The 15619-nt window shown below is 53.2% G+C and carries 9 protein-coding genes and 1 pseudogene; 4 read left to right on the top strand and 6 right to left on the bottom strand.

The features are described from left to right. Positions 1–7: 7 nt before the first annotated feature. Together lapG and H7R76_RS21650 are read right to left on the bottom strand one after the other, a co-directional pair. Complete coding sequence (gene lapG / locus H7R76_RS21655) at positions 8–706, bottom strand: cysteine protease LapG (RefSeq protein WP_106927367.1); 699 nt, start codon at positions 704–706, stop codon at positions 8–10. A 55-nt stretch (positions 707–761) separates the two neighbouring features. Beyond that, a pseudogene (locus tag H7R76_RS21650) lies at positions 762–2396 on the bottom strand (Mur ligase); the annotation flags it as partial. 225 nt (positions 2397–2621) lie between these two features. Here H7R76_RS21650 and H7R76_RS21645 point away from each other — a divergent pair. Further along, entirely contained in the window at positions 2622–4040 is a 1419-nt protein-coding gene (locus H7R76_RS21645; RefSeq protein WP_182966446.1) for a UDP-N-acetylmuramoyl-tripeptide--D-alanyl-D-alanine ligase, read from the top strand. 57 nt (positions 4041–4097) lie between these two features. Here H7R76_RS21645 and H7R76_RS21640 read toward each other — a convergent pair whose 3' ends face one another. Genes H7R76_RS21640 through H7R76_RS21625 form a run of 4 tightly spaced genes read right to left on the bottom strand, consistent with a single transcriptional unit; the run spans position 4098 to position 8198 of the window. Next, positions 4098–5411, bottom strand: coding sequence for a PTS sugar transporter subunit IIC (locus H7R76_RS21640; RefSeq protein WP_182966444.1), 1314 nt, complete (start codon positions 5409–5411; stop codon positions 4098–4100). A gap of 6 nt (positions 5412–5417) precedes the next feature. Further along, positions 5418–6107 (bottom strand): 6-phosphogluconolactonase, encoded by a 690-nt coding sequence (locus H7R76_RS21635; protein ID WP_182966442.1) that lies wholly within the window; start codon positions 6105–6107, stop codon positions 5418–5420. A 16-nt stretch (positions 6108–6123) separates the two neighbouring features. Further along, on the bottom strand, positions 6124–7446 hold the full coding sequence (locus tag H7R76_RS21630) for a 6-phospho-beta-glucosidase (protein WP_182966440.1): 1323 nt from the start codon (positions 7444–7446) through the stop codon (positions 6124–6126). Further along, positions 7446–8198: a MurR/RpiR family transcriptional regulator gene (locus H7R76_RS21625; RefSeq protein ID WP_106927379.1), complete on the bottom strand. Its 753-nt coding sequence runs from the start codon at positions 8196–8198 to the stop codon at positions 7446–7448. Before H7R76_RS21625 ends, H7R76_RS21630 begins: the two co-directional genes overlap by 1 nt. Positions 8199–8795: 597 nt before the next feature. Here H7R76_RS21625 and H7R76_RS21620 point away from each other — a divergent pair. The 3 genes from H7R76_RS21620 (at position 8796) to H7R76_RS21610 (ending at position 15615) form a co-directional block, all read left to right on the top strand. Beyond that, positions 8796–9173 carry a hypothetical protein gene (locus tag H7R76_RS21620; RefSeq protein ID WP_106927381.1) on the top strand — a complete coding sequence of 126 codons (378 nt, stop codon included), beginning with the start codon at positions 8796–8798 and terminating at the stop codon, positions 9171–9173. 1176 nt (positions 9174–10349) lie between these two features. Continuing rightward, complete coding sequence (locus H7R76_RS21615; RefSeq protein WP_182966438.1) at positions 10350–13862, top strand: autotransporter family protein; 3513 nt, start codon at positions 10350–10352, stop codon at positions 13860–13862. 382 nt (positions 13863–14244) lie between these two features. Next, positions 14245–15615: a pyridoxal-phosphate dependent enzyme gene (locus H7R76_RS21610; RefSeq protein WP_106927385.1), complete on the top strand. Its 1371-nt coding sequence runs from the start codon at positions 14245–14247 to the stop codon at positions 15613–15615. The last annotated feature ends 4 nt before the right edge of the window (positions 15616–15619 follow it).

The raw sequence follows: 15619 nt of genomic DNA, 5'->3' as shown, positions 1-15619 counted from the left end.
CCGCTTCCTATTCATTAATTACAAATCCTTCTGCACGCATCCTGGTGAGAAGATCCTGCCAACGAGAGAGCCTTTTGCTGTCGCCCACGCGCTTGCTGCCGCTGGCCTGTGGGATCCATAAGCCTTCCCCGTTAAAGGAATACACGGGGAGCAGATCGCTGCGGGCGGTAGCGGGTAAGATGGCGGGCTTAAGGTTATCGAGGACCAGCGGAATTGCATCCGGCGTCGAATACCAGGTGACAACCATATGTGCCTGATTTAATTGTAAGGCTTTAACATAGGTAATGCGCAGCTGGCTGGCCGGAACGCCTAATTCACGTAGGGTGAAATACTTCGCCAGCGCGTAATCTTCACAGTCTCCCGCACCTTTACGCAGCGCCTCTACCGGCGTTGCCCAATAATCTTCTTGCCCCCACACCGTCATATCATCGACGAAACGGATCCGCGAATTAAAAAACTGGTTTACGCGGTTCAGCGTGGCCTGAATATTGCCCTGCGTCGGTTGTTTTAGCAACGCCTCCCAGGCGTCAATATTACGCTGTGCGGCAGGCGTCGCCGGGCCATACAGGCGCTGAGTTCGCTGATTGATGGTATTGAAATCCCAGCCTGCGCCCAGCTCCGGAGGCACAAACAGCAGCAGCGCCAGAAACAATGAGAACCATCGTTTCCAGACAAACGGATGCGCGCGATCCCGCAGGCGCTTCATTCAGCGAACGCTCATCATCAGGAGTTTATGCCGTATAGCCATGTTGATGACGCCAGTGTTTTCGGTAAGCGACATAGCCAGACAGGTAATGTTCTACGTCGTCGATGCGTACCCGGAAGCTGTGATGTCGAATGAAAAAGCTGCCCACGATGCGGGCCGGGTTCTTGAAGAACATGGCCAGTTCTGGCCAGAAAAAGCCGTTGGCCAGGTAGCGCGCCCGTGTTTCCAGCGCGAGGTTGAACTGGTCGAGATCAAAACCGTCGAGCAGATGACGATGTTCTGACTCCGCCAGCCGGGCCAGCATACGGGACGCGGCCATCATCAGCTCAAGCAGCGTGGGGTAGGTGGTGACCCGATGCATGACGAAGTCGAGATGATCGCGCACGTTGTCCAGACCAAACTGATAGTAGCGCTCAAGCGGACGGTACAGCGTGAGCTCGTTTACACAGTAGCTTAGCCAGTGGTCGTGAGCCTGCCAGTGTTTCTGCGCGATAAAGTGATCCATGGCGCGTTCCACCATCGCCAGCCAGCGCGGCGCTTTTGTGAGCCCGTACAGACGCATCAGCGCAAAGGCGGCTTCGCCGTCATAGTAGATGATGCGGTGCTCCGCCTTCAGCGACAGGTCCGACGCGTGCAGGACGTGGTTAAAGCCGCCGGTTTCTGGTTTCTGCATAAAGCCGATGCCGTTGGCCAGCCGCTGCATTTGTGCGAGGTAGCGCTCGTCGCCGGTCAGTTCGGTATATTTCGCCATCGCGAGGATGCAAACCGCATTGCCGCCGAGTTTAATTTCACCGCCGGTGTCGATCAGGAAATCGGCGTCGCTGCCGTCCGGTAGCGTGCGGGTGGCAATCAGCTCGGTGGAGAGATCGTTCAGCGCGCGTTCAATGGCGGCAAACTGCGCGGGGGCCTGGGTAACTTCCCAGCCTTCCAGCAGTGCATAGGTTGAACTGGCATGGCGCAGGGCATTGTAGGTTGGAATCGCGCGATCGAAGCAGGGGAACCAGCCGTAATCGTAGCGCCCAGAGGGGGTGACCTGACGCGCCAGGTAGTCCGTTGCGGAGCCGATCATCGGATCGAGCGCCTCTTCCTGCCAGTGTGACAGTTGGCGATAGCCGGCGTTGCGCCCCGTTGACTCGATGGGGTAGACCCGCTCGTCGTCGCAGAACAGGCTGCGGGTCGTAAAACGCCAGATTAGCTGCTCGGGCTTTTCCGGCCAGCGTAAGACAGTGGCAAAGCGCCAGCGAGAATAGTGGGCCAGATTGGCGGCATTGGGCGTTGCAACGCCTTCTGCACCGTGGTACAGCAGCGCGTTGGCGTTAATTTCCTGCTCGAGAATCGGGCGCTGGAAGTCGGGCGTCAGGCTCAGGCCAAAGCGGAAATAATTCCGTTTGGTTTTGCCGAGCTTCTCTTGCAGCGCATCCCAGCGCAGCGTCTGAATTTTGTCGACCAGATCGGCACGTAGCCAGATAGGCTGATGCGGCTGTTGTTGCGCCCAGCGCTGTAGGTCATCCTCGGCGCGCTGCCAGGCCTCTTCCAGAGACTCGGCGCTGGCATAGGCGGTATAGCAGCGGCTCTGGCCATTCGAGGCGCTGAGAAACAGAATATAGCCCGGAAAAGGGGACGGCTGCGCGGCTGCGTTAAGCGCTTCCAGCTTAGGGCGCACATGCGCAAGTAGATGGCTCAGCGACATTTAAGCTCCTTGTCATATTGTGACGCCCTGTCTGAGATGAATCGCATTAAAATACCATTACGTATTGCGATTTATGTATTCTACATTTTTACTATATTGCTCTGAGAATAGAAAGTTACCTTACCGGGAACCGTTAATTTGGGCATAACGTATTGAATCATTACGCGTATCTTCTGCCCGTATCGCTGCGTCAGAATAAAATGTATCTGGAGTAAAAAATTAAAAATGGGTCAGACAAATGAAAAAGGAATTTTAGCGGCGAGCTGTTGGACGCGTGAATCCTTTATGGATGCCGCACCGGGGCGCTGGCTGAACCCACCGCCCGATGGTTGGCAAGCTTCGGGGGTTTCCATTTTTGCGCCCGCCATGCAGCCCGGTAATATGGTTTGCGTGCGGCCGGAGAATGAAACCGGTGGCATCCTGGCAGAACGACTCGAGACGTTGCCGTATCTCCCGACGGCCCTTATCGTCGATGATCCACAATGGCCTGTCGATGGAACTACGCCGGTTTATCTGGTTGAAGACCGAAACGAGACGCTGATGCGTTTAGGACGATACGCGCGTGACAGAATGCAGGGTAACGTCGTCGGCGTGACGGGCAGCGCAGGAAAAACAACCTGCGTCGCGATGCTGACAGCCGCACTGGCCGAGTGGGGACCGGCGCTTGGCAGCCAGCAAAATGCGAACCTGCCGCGCGGTATTGCGTGGAATATAGCGTCAATGCCGTGGAATACGCCGCAGGTGGTCGTTGAGATGGCGATTGGTCGTATGGATCTCAGCGCGCGGATGGTGCGCCCGACCGTGGCGGTGGTGACCAATATTCAGGCCGTCCACCTTCGCGATAACCAGTCGCTGCACGATATCGCGCGCACGAAGGCGATGATTTTTCTCGGTATGAAGCCCGGTGATATTGCGGTACTCAATCGCGATATGCAGGAATGGGACTGTATTTATGCGGCGGCGGTGAAGCAGGGGCTGCGCATCGTGACGTACGGCCAACGGGAAGGCTGTGATTGCCGTCTGCTGACGCACGATCCGGCAACTAACGGGGTCACGGCGCAGATATTTGGCCAGCCGTTTAGCTATGCCCTCCAGGCGGAGGGCCTGCATATGGCTCTCAACAGCGTCGCCGCGCTCGCCGTTGTTTCTGCGCTTGGCTATGACCCCAACGCTGCGCTAACAAGGTTGACGCGTTTTCAGGCGCTACCGGGGCGCGGAGAGGTGAATCACCTGACCGTGGCCGCCCACCCGATCACGGTGATTGATGATGCCTATAACGCCAATCCGGGTTCGATGATGATGGCGGTATCACAGCTCAGTGACTCTGTTCTGCCGGGGCGAAAAGTGCTGGTTCTGGGCGAAATGGCTGAGCTGGGTGATGGATACGATCAATATTATCGTGCGCTGGTGGCACATATTGCCCGCAGCAAGATTGATACCATTTATCTGATCGGTCAAACGTATCAGGACTATGCCGGCGCCATTTCCGGTGCCCAGCGTTGCATCCTGCTTGAGGGCGTTGATACGTTCAGAACCTCGTATCTGCGTGATATCCAGGACGGTGATACCGTTTTATTTAAAGGGTCGCATTCGGCAAATATCTGGAAATTAGTGAACTGGCTGAAGCTACTGGCTTCCCGTTAGCGCCTTCGCCACCGGCGGTGATTCGCCCCTCCTCCGTACGGAAAGAGGGGCGCGTTATTACAGCGGCTGTAGCACGCCGGATGCATTGACCATTTGGTGTTCTTCATGAAGATATTGTTTGTCTAAAATCTTCACGAACGGCAGATAAATGGCGGTCGCGATAATCAAATTCACCGCTTGTAAGATGACCCCGGAAAATCCGGTGGTCAGAAAGCCAGAGACAAAAATCGGCGTCGTCCACGGAATGGAAATACCGGAGGTCGGCGGTACCCATCCGAGGGCAATCACCGCGTAAGTGATCGTGCACAGAACGATCGGCGTAATCAGAAACGGAATCAGCATCAGCGGATTGAGAACGATCGGCAGGCCAAAAATAATCGGCTCATTGATGTTAAAGATGGCCGCAGGTGCCGCCAGCTTTGAGAGCTGTTTTAACCGCGTGCTTTTGGCCACCATAAAGATGCTGATCAGCAGCGCGCCGGTAAAGCCGGTGCCACCGGCGATTAAATACACGTCTCTGAACTGCTGAGTGATGATATTCGTTGCTGCCAGCCCTTCCTGCGTTTGCGCCAGATTTTGCGCGCTGAGCGTCTGCCAGATTGGCCCCATGACGGAGGTCACGATAGAGTCGCCATGGATGCCGAAGAACCAGAACAGGCTGATCATCGTTTCGGCAACCAGCTGTGAGAAGATCGAGTTGCCTAAATACAGCAGCGGTTCTTGCAGCATGACGCTGATGAATTTACCCGGCGTGCCAAAATGGGTGGCTGCAAACAGCGTTTTGACGATGATCCAGAACAACAGCACCACTAAAATGGGTACCAGTGATTTAAACGATTTCGCAATTTCGCTCGGTACGCTCTCCGGCATTTTGATGGTAAAGGCGTGGTTTTCCAGAAACTGAACCATCTTGATGGTGATGACGGTGACGATAATGCCTAAAAACATCGATTCCGAGCTGAAATCAAGCAGCGCGTAGGCATCGGCAACCAGGCCACCCGATTCCGTCGTCACGCTGCCCGGCAGCATCAGGAAGAAAATCGCCACGGGTAAAATCGCGGTACTCTGGCTGAGGTTGAGCTTGTCGACTAGTTCCTTAGAGAAGGTGATTATCACCAGCAGCGTCATCAAACCATAGCTGGCGTTGATGCCGTAGTTGAGTTTATCCAGCGTGCCTTTACCCAGCAGCGAGGTCATCAACTCGTTGTAGCCCGCAATGGGAAAATTGGTGAGCAGCAGGAAAAAAGAACCGACAATCAAAAACGGGATCAGGGCAATAAAGGCGTTCTTAAGCGCCGTCAGGTAGATGTTTGCCGAAATTCTCTCGGCCAGTGGCAACATCTTTTGTTCGAGTAGAGAGGTTATGCTCATCGCCGATTACCCTTCAAGGTTTTTGGTCACGTAATAATGAACGTGCGGGAATTGTTTTAGGTAGATAGCAGGAACCTGAGTCCGTTGAGCATCGCCGTTGACGATAGTCTGATAAATGTCTTTTTTCGCTTCGTGGTTGATGATGACAATCACCTTTCCGGCCTTAATAATTTTGTTCAGCCCTACGGTAATGCCTTCGGTGAGCGTGACCTCTGCCGAGAAATATTTCTGGCTGGCGACGCGAATTGTGACGTCGTCGAGTTGCGTTTGCAGATAATCCGCAGCAAAGGACACGCCCGGTTCGTTTAAGCCGATATGCCCGTTCATGCCCACGCCCAGAATCACATAGTCAAACTCCTGGCCCTCAAGCGCCGCCTGGTAGTGGGCAATATTTTGCGCTGTTGCAGCAAAGGGATCGAAATGCACTAACCGAACCGGATGCGCGCACTTGTGCACAAAGTCCTGATTAATCATGCTTAAGCAGCTGCCGTCAGATTCGTTGGGCACGTTCACCCACTCGTCGAGCGCAAAAAAGGTCAGGCGTTCGGCGATAGGCGTTGCCGCCAGCGCATCGTAAACCCAGCGCGGCGTGCTGCCGGAGGGGATCAGCACGCGGGAGTGCGGCTTGAGCGCGGCGAGTTCGCTGACAATCTGAGCGGCCAGCGCGGATTGGCTATCAAAAGCTGTAGAATTCATTTGTATCATCCCGCCGTTAAAGTGTCGCAATCGTGTTGGCAAACAGCGGCAGGTACTTTTTGTTGGCCCGCAGCATATCTTTGACCAGCGCAACGCCCGCGTTATCGCTGGAGCATAATGGGTTGAAAATAAACCCGGCGATAAGCGCCTGATAATCGCCGGTGGCGGCGGCTTTGACGATTTGCGCTTCGTAGTCTTTCATCATGGCGACGATGCCTTTGGCCGGAGACGGGATCTCGCCGGTGCAAATTGGCATGGGCCCATTGCGGGTCAGCACACAGTTCACTTCCACCACCGCGTCGGTCGGTAAATTGGTGATAGCGCCGTCGTTGCGCACGTTAACGGTCTGAATACTTTTATCGTCCAGGTAGATGGCGCGAATGACGTTCAGCGCTGCGGTGGAATAGAGTGCGCCGCCACGGGCTTCCAGCTCTTTCGGTTTTTCCTCAAGGGAAACATCGCTGTACTTTTTGAACAGCGCCGCTTCGATATTTTTGACGACTTCCCCGCGCGACAGCTCGGCAGCAGCCTGCTCGGCCAGCATTTCAGTGGTTTTGAGGTAGTATTTTAAATACGACGATGGGATCAGGTGGGTTGCAGCCAGCAGCTCTTTATTAAACTGTTCGTTGCTGACGTTTTTAAAACTCAGGGTGTCGACATCCGCCGCGTTGATTAACGCAATAACTTCACGCGTGCGGTCTTCGCCTTTGTGCAGAATTTTGGTAATAAAGTTCATATGGTTGGCGCCCTGAAACTCGACGTATAAATCGTCAATGCTGGCGTTCAGCAGCGCGGCAACCTGATGGGTCATGTTGATAGGGCCATTGCACAGGCCAATAACCCGACGGTTGCGGCTGTATTTGAGCACCGCTTCAGTGACCATTGAGGCCGGGTTGGTGAAGTTAATCAGCCAGGCGTTTGGGCAGATGTCGTGCATTTCATTGGCAATATCAATGATGACCGGAATGGTGCGCAAGGCTTTGAACATTCCGCAAGCGCCGTTGGTTTCCTGGCCGATAAAACCGTATGATTTTGGCAGCTTTTCATCGACGATTCTGGCGTCGATACCGCCAACGCGCAGCTGCGTGACCACGAAATCCGCATCCTGCAGGGCCGTTTTCCGCTCCAGGGTTTGGGTCACGTCGATGGCTAAGCCCGCTTTGGCCAGCATGCGTTGGGTCAGTTGGAAAATGATGTTCATTTTTTCTTTGCCCATCTCTACGTCAACGAACGCAATATGGGAGACGGGGAGCTGAGCGTGGTTTTTAATCACGCCTTCAATCAGTTCTGGCGTGTAGCTGCTTCCTGCGCCAATGACGACGAGTTTAACGGTTTTCATTAATCTTCTACCTTTGAATTAAATTTTAATGATACTTTTCTGACGTTCGATAAATGGAAAAGCATGATATCTATGATGGCTATTTGTATCGGGTAGCTAATATTTTCAAATGCCGTATCTTTAATAATGGCATTTTTATAGAGCAATACGGCATCGGCGTTCAGTGCCAGCGTTGAATTGGAACGACTGGTGATTGCCGCCACTTTTATGCCGTTTTTCCGGGCGTTCAGTATGATTTCTTCCAGCATTTCAGATTCACCACTGTTGGAGACAATCAATACGCAATCATTTTTAGTCAGAAAACGGCTGCGCACATTACAGTTGGTGTAGTCCGTTTCATTAAGAATATTAAAACCCAGCACCATCAGGTTATAGCTGACATATTTAGCTACGCTATCAGAGGTGCCATATCCCCAGGTAATAATTGTGTTGCAGTCGGACAGAAAATCACAAAATGCTTTTACTTTACTTTCAGATACTTTGGTTAAGGCGTCCTGCATCTCCTGCATGTATTCACTGATAAAAGCATTGTGTTGTTGCGAGTGGTTCGCCCTTGAGAACACATGTCGAATGTCGACCTTAAACTCTTGATAATTATTAAACCCCAGCTTTTTTACCAGTTTAGAAATGGAGGGCGCGGTGGTGTATACGCGTTCGGCCAGTTCGTGAATCTTCATCTTATAAACGTCAGCAGGGTTTTCCTGGCAGAATTTATAGATACGTAACTCATTGCTGGTTAAATCTTTTCGCATGGAGTGCACCTTTTAATATACCGTGCGGGCACGGCATTGGCTCTCGGAGGGGATCTTAACAAGGTGGTATTGGAAATAGGTTTTATGATTTAGAAATTAATTTCCGTGATCTAAGTTATAAATTTCCTTGCCGCTGGCTTTCTCCTTTGTGGATTTGTGCCAGGGCCGTGTAGCAATGACAGCCACGGGGCAGGAGAGGGGGCGAGTGTTCAGCAGAGAGAACGTCTGACGGGTGAATGTATTCGATGATTATCGGGTAGCCATTGGATGGTTTTGAGTCATTTTACCTATGGCAGGGGAGCCATCAATCTTATGATTCATAAAATAGGCGTAGAGGTCGTCTTTTTTGATGGGCTTGGCCGGTGATTTTACGTAATTTATCATATATTCTAAGGCGGATAATGCTCGCGAATACGTTAACTATGACATTAATTTACACACGACTTGCAGAACTCTAACTCATCACGACTATAATGCACCGGCGCGAAGGGACGGGCGATTTATTCAGAATTTAATAATGCCATCATCATCACTGTTCAGATGATGACGTTATTTTTAATTTAACCCATGATGCTTATATTTAAAGGACTAAATTAGATGATCAAAATATCCTTCTGGAAGGGTGTTCTGGCTTGGGTGAAGCTATCCTCACTGATGTTCTTTGCCTTCAGTGTTGTGTTGTTGTTGCCACACTTGGGTTTTGAAGACTTCAACATTTCCAAGCGTTTCCTGTCAATGAAGCTGTTTGTTATGGTCGCTATCGCCGCCTACCTGATCTACGTTTTTTCTTACGGAAAATTTCGACTGAAGCGGCGTGGATTCCTCCTTGCGGGTCTCGGCCATATTCTCTCCTGTCTGCTATTTGGGTTTATGTTCTATCCGATCGTCGGTTTTGCGATGGCCGTGTTCTACGCGATTGCGGCATATAAATTAGCGCAGACCAGGATAGGCTGTCAGTGCCATCATATGGCATAACCGGTTCACCGTCGTTTTTATCCTCTCAGTAAACGCGACGGTGCGACGTCTTGACCATGGAGGGTTGATGATGACCAGAATCGCGTTTGTTTTCATTTATTCGCTGTTGTTTACCGCTCTTATTATCGCTTTCTCAGAGGTTTACCTCTTTAAGGCACAGCATCTCGATATTTTCAGAGACAACATCAGAGAACTTAGCCAGGTCTTGGATCTGTAATCGCTACGTAAGCTGTGTGTAAATTCCAGACAAAGAAAAGCCGCGGGCTGACGTTTGTTTGATGCATAAGATACGATTCCGGCAGTGCCTTCCTTCTGGGGCTGTATGTAAACTAACCACACGTTCATGTGTGGATACGTCAGTTTTAATTATTGTTCTATAGTAATAATCTTAGCCCTGGTATTAATAATCCTATTTGAAATCGCGTTTCTTATTTTTTATAAAGAATGACGCTATATTTTGAGAGTTTTTTTTCCATTTTTATAGGGCGGATAAGATTATTGTCCTATATGTGGTAGAGCCGTTTATTGTTATGTTTATGTGCAGGGATTTCCGCCTTGACAACTTTTTATGTTGATGAAAATATAAAGTTTTCAGGGGGAGGTGGCCGCGGTTCTGCCCTACTATAGCATCGGCAAAATGAGTGATATTAAGCCGGTAGTATCCTATGGTTAGAAAAAATGATGAATACAGGCATCAATGAATATGCTGTCGTTGCCGTCGAGGGTTAATGGCTTAAGCATATATTGTAGATGCATGCATTATATAATGACAAATACGCTGTTTGTACACTGATAACGTTGCTGGTCAGGCATAGTGCTACACCTGAATTTAAGCCTCTGGGCGCGTGAGTGGCAGGATGCCAATAGGCAACACGTTAAAATAAATGGAGATTATGATGCGAGTACATTCCAGCACGCATGTTGGCGACCGCCATTGCCTTATCACCGTCAATCCTTTTTTGCTAATAGCATCGCTTACCCCTCTTATATCAAAAAACAAGTTATGCGCCGTCAATAAGTCCTCAGCACTTTTTGACTGAAAAATTAATTAATTTGGAAATATTTGGAAGGTGCAATATGCGCATGTTATTTAGTAAAAAAATTCTCGCGATGGTGATATCTACGATCCTTTTCCCTGCGACTGCGTTAGCAAACCCCATTTTGGATGGTGATACCATGACATGGGACGGTACAAGTCTGCCTGACCGTAACGATTCCATTCTTCAACAGGGTGGCTTAAGCGGTGTGCATAATCTGGTGGTAAAGAATTACAATATTATCGACTTTCAGTTAGGTAACACGTTTAAGGGGATGAATATCCCTAGCATTATTAGTCTGGGGGTAGGCAATAGCACGGAAAGCAATCCCAATTATGGCGATCTGAGTCTTACAGTATTAGATTCCGTCATTAAAGGCCGAATAGATTATAAATGGCTCTGGGGCGGTCTCTACCTGCGCAGCGACACCGATGGGTCGACCATCGTCACCACAAGCAATTCGAATATCGATCTCACGGTGAGTCAAAGCCTCGGCGGTTGGCTTCAGGGGGCGGCGATTTATACCGAACATAAAGGTGAAGAGGGGCATTCAGAGGTTGTTCTGAGTGAAGGGTCTGATATTACCTTGACGCTGGAGGCACCGGGTGTCGCTGCAGACTATAACCCGGCGGTATTGGCTTATGCGAACCAGGGCACTACGGCGGTCACCGCTGAGAAAAACACGTTAATCACGACGCAGGGTCTCGGTGCGACCGGGATTAAAACCTACTCTCGCGATGGCAGCACCATCGTACATGCTGGCACGATCAACAGCCTGGGAGATGCGGGCAACGGGATTTCTGCGCATGCGGCAGAAGATAGCAAGGGCGTCATTTCTATCGCTAATCTGGCCGACGGCGTCATCAATATGGCAGGCAATAGTTCCTCGGGGATAAGAGTTTTTAGCGCGGGAACGGGCGATATCAGCGTCTACAATGCCGGGAAGATTAAGCTCGAGCAAGGCTATACGGGCGATTACGATAATACTGAGTCCAGCGCTATCCTCATGCAAACCTATGCAGACCAGATAGCCGCTGAAAATATCACCATGACGGCGGTGAATGATGGCGAGATCGTTGTTAAGGGCGTTACCTCACATGGCATCCATGCTGAAAGTAATATGGATTCCGGGACGATGGATATCCGCAATAACGGACTGCTGACCGTTGATGGCAGCGATTCCTTTGGGATTAAGGCGATGATTGCCGAGCGTCCCAACGTGTCTGGCACTGCGGAAATGCTGATCGTCAACTCGGGAACGCTGTCGCTGGGCGCGGGAGCGGCAAATTCCACGGGTATCCTTGCCCGTAACTCAGAAATGCTGGGTGATGCGACGGTATGGAACCAGGGTGAGCTGACCATCGCGGGCAGCAACGCCGGCGCAATTTCTATGTTTGGCGGCAATAATGCCACCGTGCTCAACCAGGGGCTGATCGCGACCGCTGACGGTAGCGCGATACTGGCGGAAAGTAACCACGGCGAAACGCTGGTGGTCAACCAGGGCGATATCCTCGCGGCGTCGCTCACCGGCAGCACGCCGGTATATGGCATTAATGCCATCAGTAACTATGGCACGGCGGGCGTCTACTATGAGACCGGCACGCTGAAGGTCAGCGGTGAAAACAGCACGGCCATTGCCGTCAGCGGGTCGAACGGTCAGTCCGTTCAGCTTGCATCCGGTACGCATGTGGATGCGGCCGCCGGGTTAGGCGGGGTGGCGATGACGGGCAGCGGCGAAGGGGTGATTGCCATTGCCTCCGGGGCCACGGTTTCCGGCGGGGCAAAACAGGGTTACGGCGTGAAGTTTGCCGATACCACCTCCACGTATGCACTCGGCTCTGGCGCGCAGTATACGCTGGAAAACGCTGGCAGCATTGGCGCGCTGAGTGATTTGGCTATCGCTATTGACGACACCAACGGGCGTCAGGTGACGCTGAACAACTACGGCGATATCACCGGCTATCTGAACGCCGTCAACAGCAATACCACGCTGAACAACTACCACACCCTGAACCTGCGCAGTTTTTCCGATACCAACGGCGATGGCGAACGGGATACCAAACAGGTTGCCCTGCTGCAGTTCGGTGAGGGGGATAATCAGGTCAATAACGCGGCGGGAGCGCTGATTCAGCTGGCTGCCGTGCAGAATGCCGGTGCGGTCGATACCACCGGGATGTACAGCGCGCAGGGCACAAAATCCATCGCCACGGCGGGGATTAATCAGGCGCAGCTGCTGAACGTGGACACCTTCCACAATGCGGGCACGCTGAACCTGGCGGTGAATCAGCTGGCGGGTGACCTGCTGGCGATCACGGCGAACAGCGAACTGAGCGGCCAGTCGGCCCACGCCGGGGGGACGGTGACATCCGGGGGCGGCAGCTTCATCTCTGACGGCGGCTTCCTGCTGGTCGATACGGTGCTCAACGAAGGCGGTAGCGCCTCGCAAAGTGACGTACTGGTGGTCGACAATGCGCAGACCGGCAGCGCGGCGACGCGGATTCGGGTGAACCAGGTGGGCGGTAAAGGGGCCGTGACCAGCGAAGACGGGATCCTGGTGGTGGACGTGCTTGGGGCGTCTGAGCAGAACGCCTTTACGCTGGCGGGCGGGCCGCTGAAAGCGGGGGCCTATGAATACACGCTGGAGCAGGGCTCACTGCTGGATCCGAACAACCAGAGTTTCTATCTGCGTACCAGCCAGCAGCAGCTCAACCCGGATATCGGCAGCTACCTTGCCAACCAGGCGATGGCGACGGGGCTGTTTATGCACTCGCTGCATGACCGTCTGGGCGAGCCGCAGTACCTGGAACGCTTTAAAGGCGACGAGCGCGCTGAGCCGGGGATGTGGATCCGTGCGGTGGCGAGCAATACCAAATCGGATGCGGCCGGACGGTCGCTGAGCGTCGACAGTAATAACCGGGTGGTTCACCTGGGCGGCGATCTGACCCAGTGGGACACTGAGCATGGCGATCGTTATCACTTTGGTCTGATGGGCGCATGGGGCCGCGCGGACAGCGTCAGCCGTAGTAAAAGCACGGGGTCTTCGGCGCGCAGTAAAGTTGAAGGCTACGGCGCCGGGGCGTATCTCACCTGGTACGACAACGCGGAGCAGGCGGAAGGCTGGTACAGCGATCTGTGGAGCATGTACAGCTGGTTTAATAACAGCGCGGAAAATACGAAAGATTATCGCAGCCGCGCCTGGACCACGTCGCTGGAAACGGGCTATGCGAGTACGGTGAAGCCGTTTGAGAAATGGCGCTGGATGGTGGAACCGCAGGGGCAGATCAGCTACACGCACTACAGCGCATCGACCATTAATGACCGCAACGGCCTGCTGGTGAACAACGATGACGCCAGCGGCGTGGCGACGCGGCTGGGCATTCGTACCTACCTTCAGCCGACGGACGGCAACGAGAAGGCGCAGTTCCAGCCGTTCCTGACGGTGAACTGGTTATGGTCAGACGCGAACAACAGCATGAGCTTCAACAATACGACCTATTCAAGCGATATCCCGAAAAACCGCTTTGAAGCCAAACTGGGTCTGCAGGCGGAAGTGCGTCAGAACACCCACATTTATGGTCAGATTTCCGGGCAGGTGGGCGAGAATAACTACACGCACAAAGCGGCTCAGCTTGGGCTGCGCTACGAGTTCTGAGTGTGTTAAGGCGAAAAATCGGCGCGTTGCGCCGATTTTTTTTGCCCATTCCGCCATTGAGGGCGCTGAAAACAAACGGTGAAGGCGATCTTTGCCAACCACAGGCAGCCATAAGCGCGATGCTGACTTAGATGAAGTTCAACAATACAAAGCCGTAGGATGGCAAAAGGCGAGGCGTATAGCGCCTTTTGTGGCAGAAAATACAGCAAATTAGCGCTTTGATAGCCATCAACCCCTCTGCACGACTAAACGTCTTTCCATCCACATGGCTAAATAGCAGGTCATATTCCAATTCGCGCTAACGGGCAGATAAAGGTTCTTTATCATCCATTTTTTGCAGTCCTACACTCTGGCTATTCCCTCTATATCAGGATGAAAGTGTATGACCGTTTACCATTCCGTCACCGAGCTGATCGGCCAGACGCCGGTACTGCAGCTGCATAAGTTGGATACCGGCCCGTGTGACCTGTTTCTGAAGCTGGAAAATCAGAACCCCGGCGGCTCCATCAAAGATCGGGTGGCGCTGTCGATGATCGACGAGGCGCAAAAGCAGGGGCTGCTGCTGCCGGGCGGTACCATTGTCGAAGCCACCGCGGGCAACACCGGGCTTGGGCTGGCTTTGATCGCCGCCCAGCGCGGGTACAAGCTTATCCTTGTTGTGCCGGACAAAATGAGCCGGGAGAAGATTTTCCACCTCCGTGCCCTTGGCGCTCAGGTGGTGCTGACCCGTTCGGACGTTGGCAAAGGCCACCCAGCCTACTATCAGGACTACGCCCAGCGGCTGGCGAAAGCGCTCCCCGGCGCGTTTTACATTGATCAGTTCAATAACGCCGCCAATCCGTTGGCGCACTCGGCGACCACCGCGCCGGAGCTGTATCAGCAGCTCGACGGACAGATTGATGCCATCGTGGTCGGCGTGGGCTCGGGGGGGACGCTTGGCGGACTGCAGGCATGGTTTGCCGAACACTCACCGCAAACCGAGTTTATCCTTGCCGATCCGGTCGGATCGATCCTCGCCGATCGGGTTGAGAGCGGTCGCTATCAGGAAGCTGGATCGTGGCTGGTTGAAGGCATTGGTGAAGACTTCATTCCCCCGCTGGCGCACATCGACAGCGTGCATCAGGCATTACGTATCAGCGATCGGGAGGCCTTCACGACCGCACGCGAGCTTCTGTTGGTGGAAGGCATTCTGGCGGGCTCTTCAAGCGGCACCTTGCTGGCGGCAGCGCTGCGCTACTGTCGTGCACAGACTACGCCTAAGCGGGTGGTGACTTTTGCCTGTGATAGCGGCAACAAGTACCTGTCGAAAATGTTCAACGATGACTGGATGCGCCAGCAGGGTCTGCTCACCCGCGAAAATCGCGGCGATCTGAGCGATTTTATCGCGCTGCGTCATGATGACGGCGCTACCGTCACCGCCGCGCCGGATGACACTCTGGCCACCGTGCTGGCGCGGATGCGCCTTTACGACATCTCGCAGCTACCGGTACTGGAAGCGGGGCGGGTCGTGGGCATCGTTGATGAGTGGGATCTGCTGAGCCACGTGCAGGGCGACAGCCAGCGCTTTGGCCTGCCGGTTCGTGAGGCGATGACTCATGAGGTGGAAACCCTCGATATCACGGCCCCCGAAAGCGCGCTAAAACCGATTTTTGATCGCGGCCAGGTCGCGGTGGTCGTGGATAACGAGCGTTTTCTTGGCCTCATTACCCGCAGCGATCTTCTCACAAGCTGGCGCAATCGCCTTGCGCAGTAAGGAA

Origin of the sequence: Klebsiella sp. WP8-S18-ESBL-06, from assembly GCF_014169755.1 — a bacterium.
Classification (GTDB): domain Bacteria; phylum Pseudomonadota; class Gammaproteobacteria; order Enterobacterales; family Enterobacteriaceae; genus Kluyvera; species Kluyvera ascorbata_B.
Note: the sequence above shows the minus strand (reverse complement) of the source record. Positions and strands in the feature narration are given on the sequence as shown.

Coding starts and splice junctions, on each gene's coding strand:
- lapG (WP_106927367.1), bottom strand. CDS start 706: ATGAAGCGCCTGCGGGATCGCGCGCATCCGTTTGTCTGGAAACGATGG.
- H7R76_RS21645 (WP_182966446.1), top strand. CDS start 2,622: ATGGGTCAGACAAATGAAAAAGGAATTTTAGCGGCGAGCTGTTGGACG.
- H7R76_RS21640 (WP_182966444.1), bottom strand. CDS start 5,411: ATGAGCATAACCTCTCTACTCGAACAAAAGATGTTGCCACTGGCCGAG.
- H7R76_RS21635 (WP_182966442.1), bottom strand. CDS start 6,107: ATGAATTCTACAGCTTTTGATAGCCAATCCGCGCTGGCCGCTCAGATT.
- H7R76_RS21630 (WP_182966440.1), bottom strand. CDS start 7,446: ATGAAAACCGTTAAACTCGTCGTCATTGGCGCAGGAAGCAGCTACACG.
- H7R76_RS21625 (WP_106927379.1), bottom strand. CDS start 8,198: ATGCGAAAAGATTTAACCAGCAATGAGTTACGTATCTATAAATTCTGC.
- H7R76_RS21620 (WP_106927381.1), top strand. CDS start 8,796: ATGATCAAAATATCCTTCTGGAAGGGTGTTCTGGCTTGGGTGAAGCTA.
- H7R76_RS21615 (WP_182966438.1), top strand. CDS start 10,350: ATGACATGGGACGGTACAAGTCTGCCTGACCGTAACGATTCCATTCTT.
- H7R76_RS21610 (WP_106927385.1), top strand. CDS start 14,245: ATGACCGTTTACCATTCCGTCACCGAGCTGATCGGCCAGACGCCGGTA.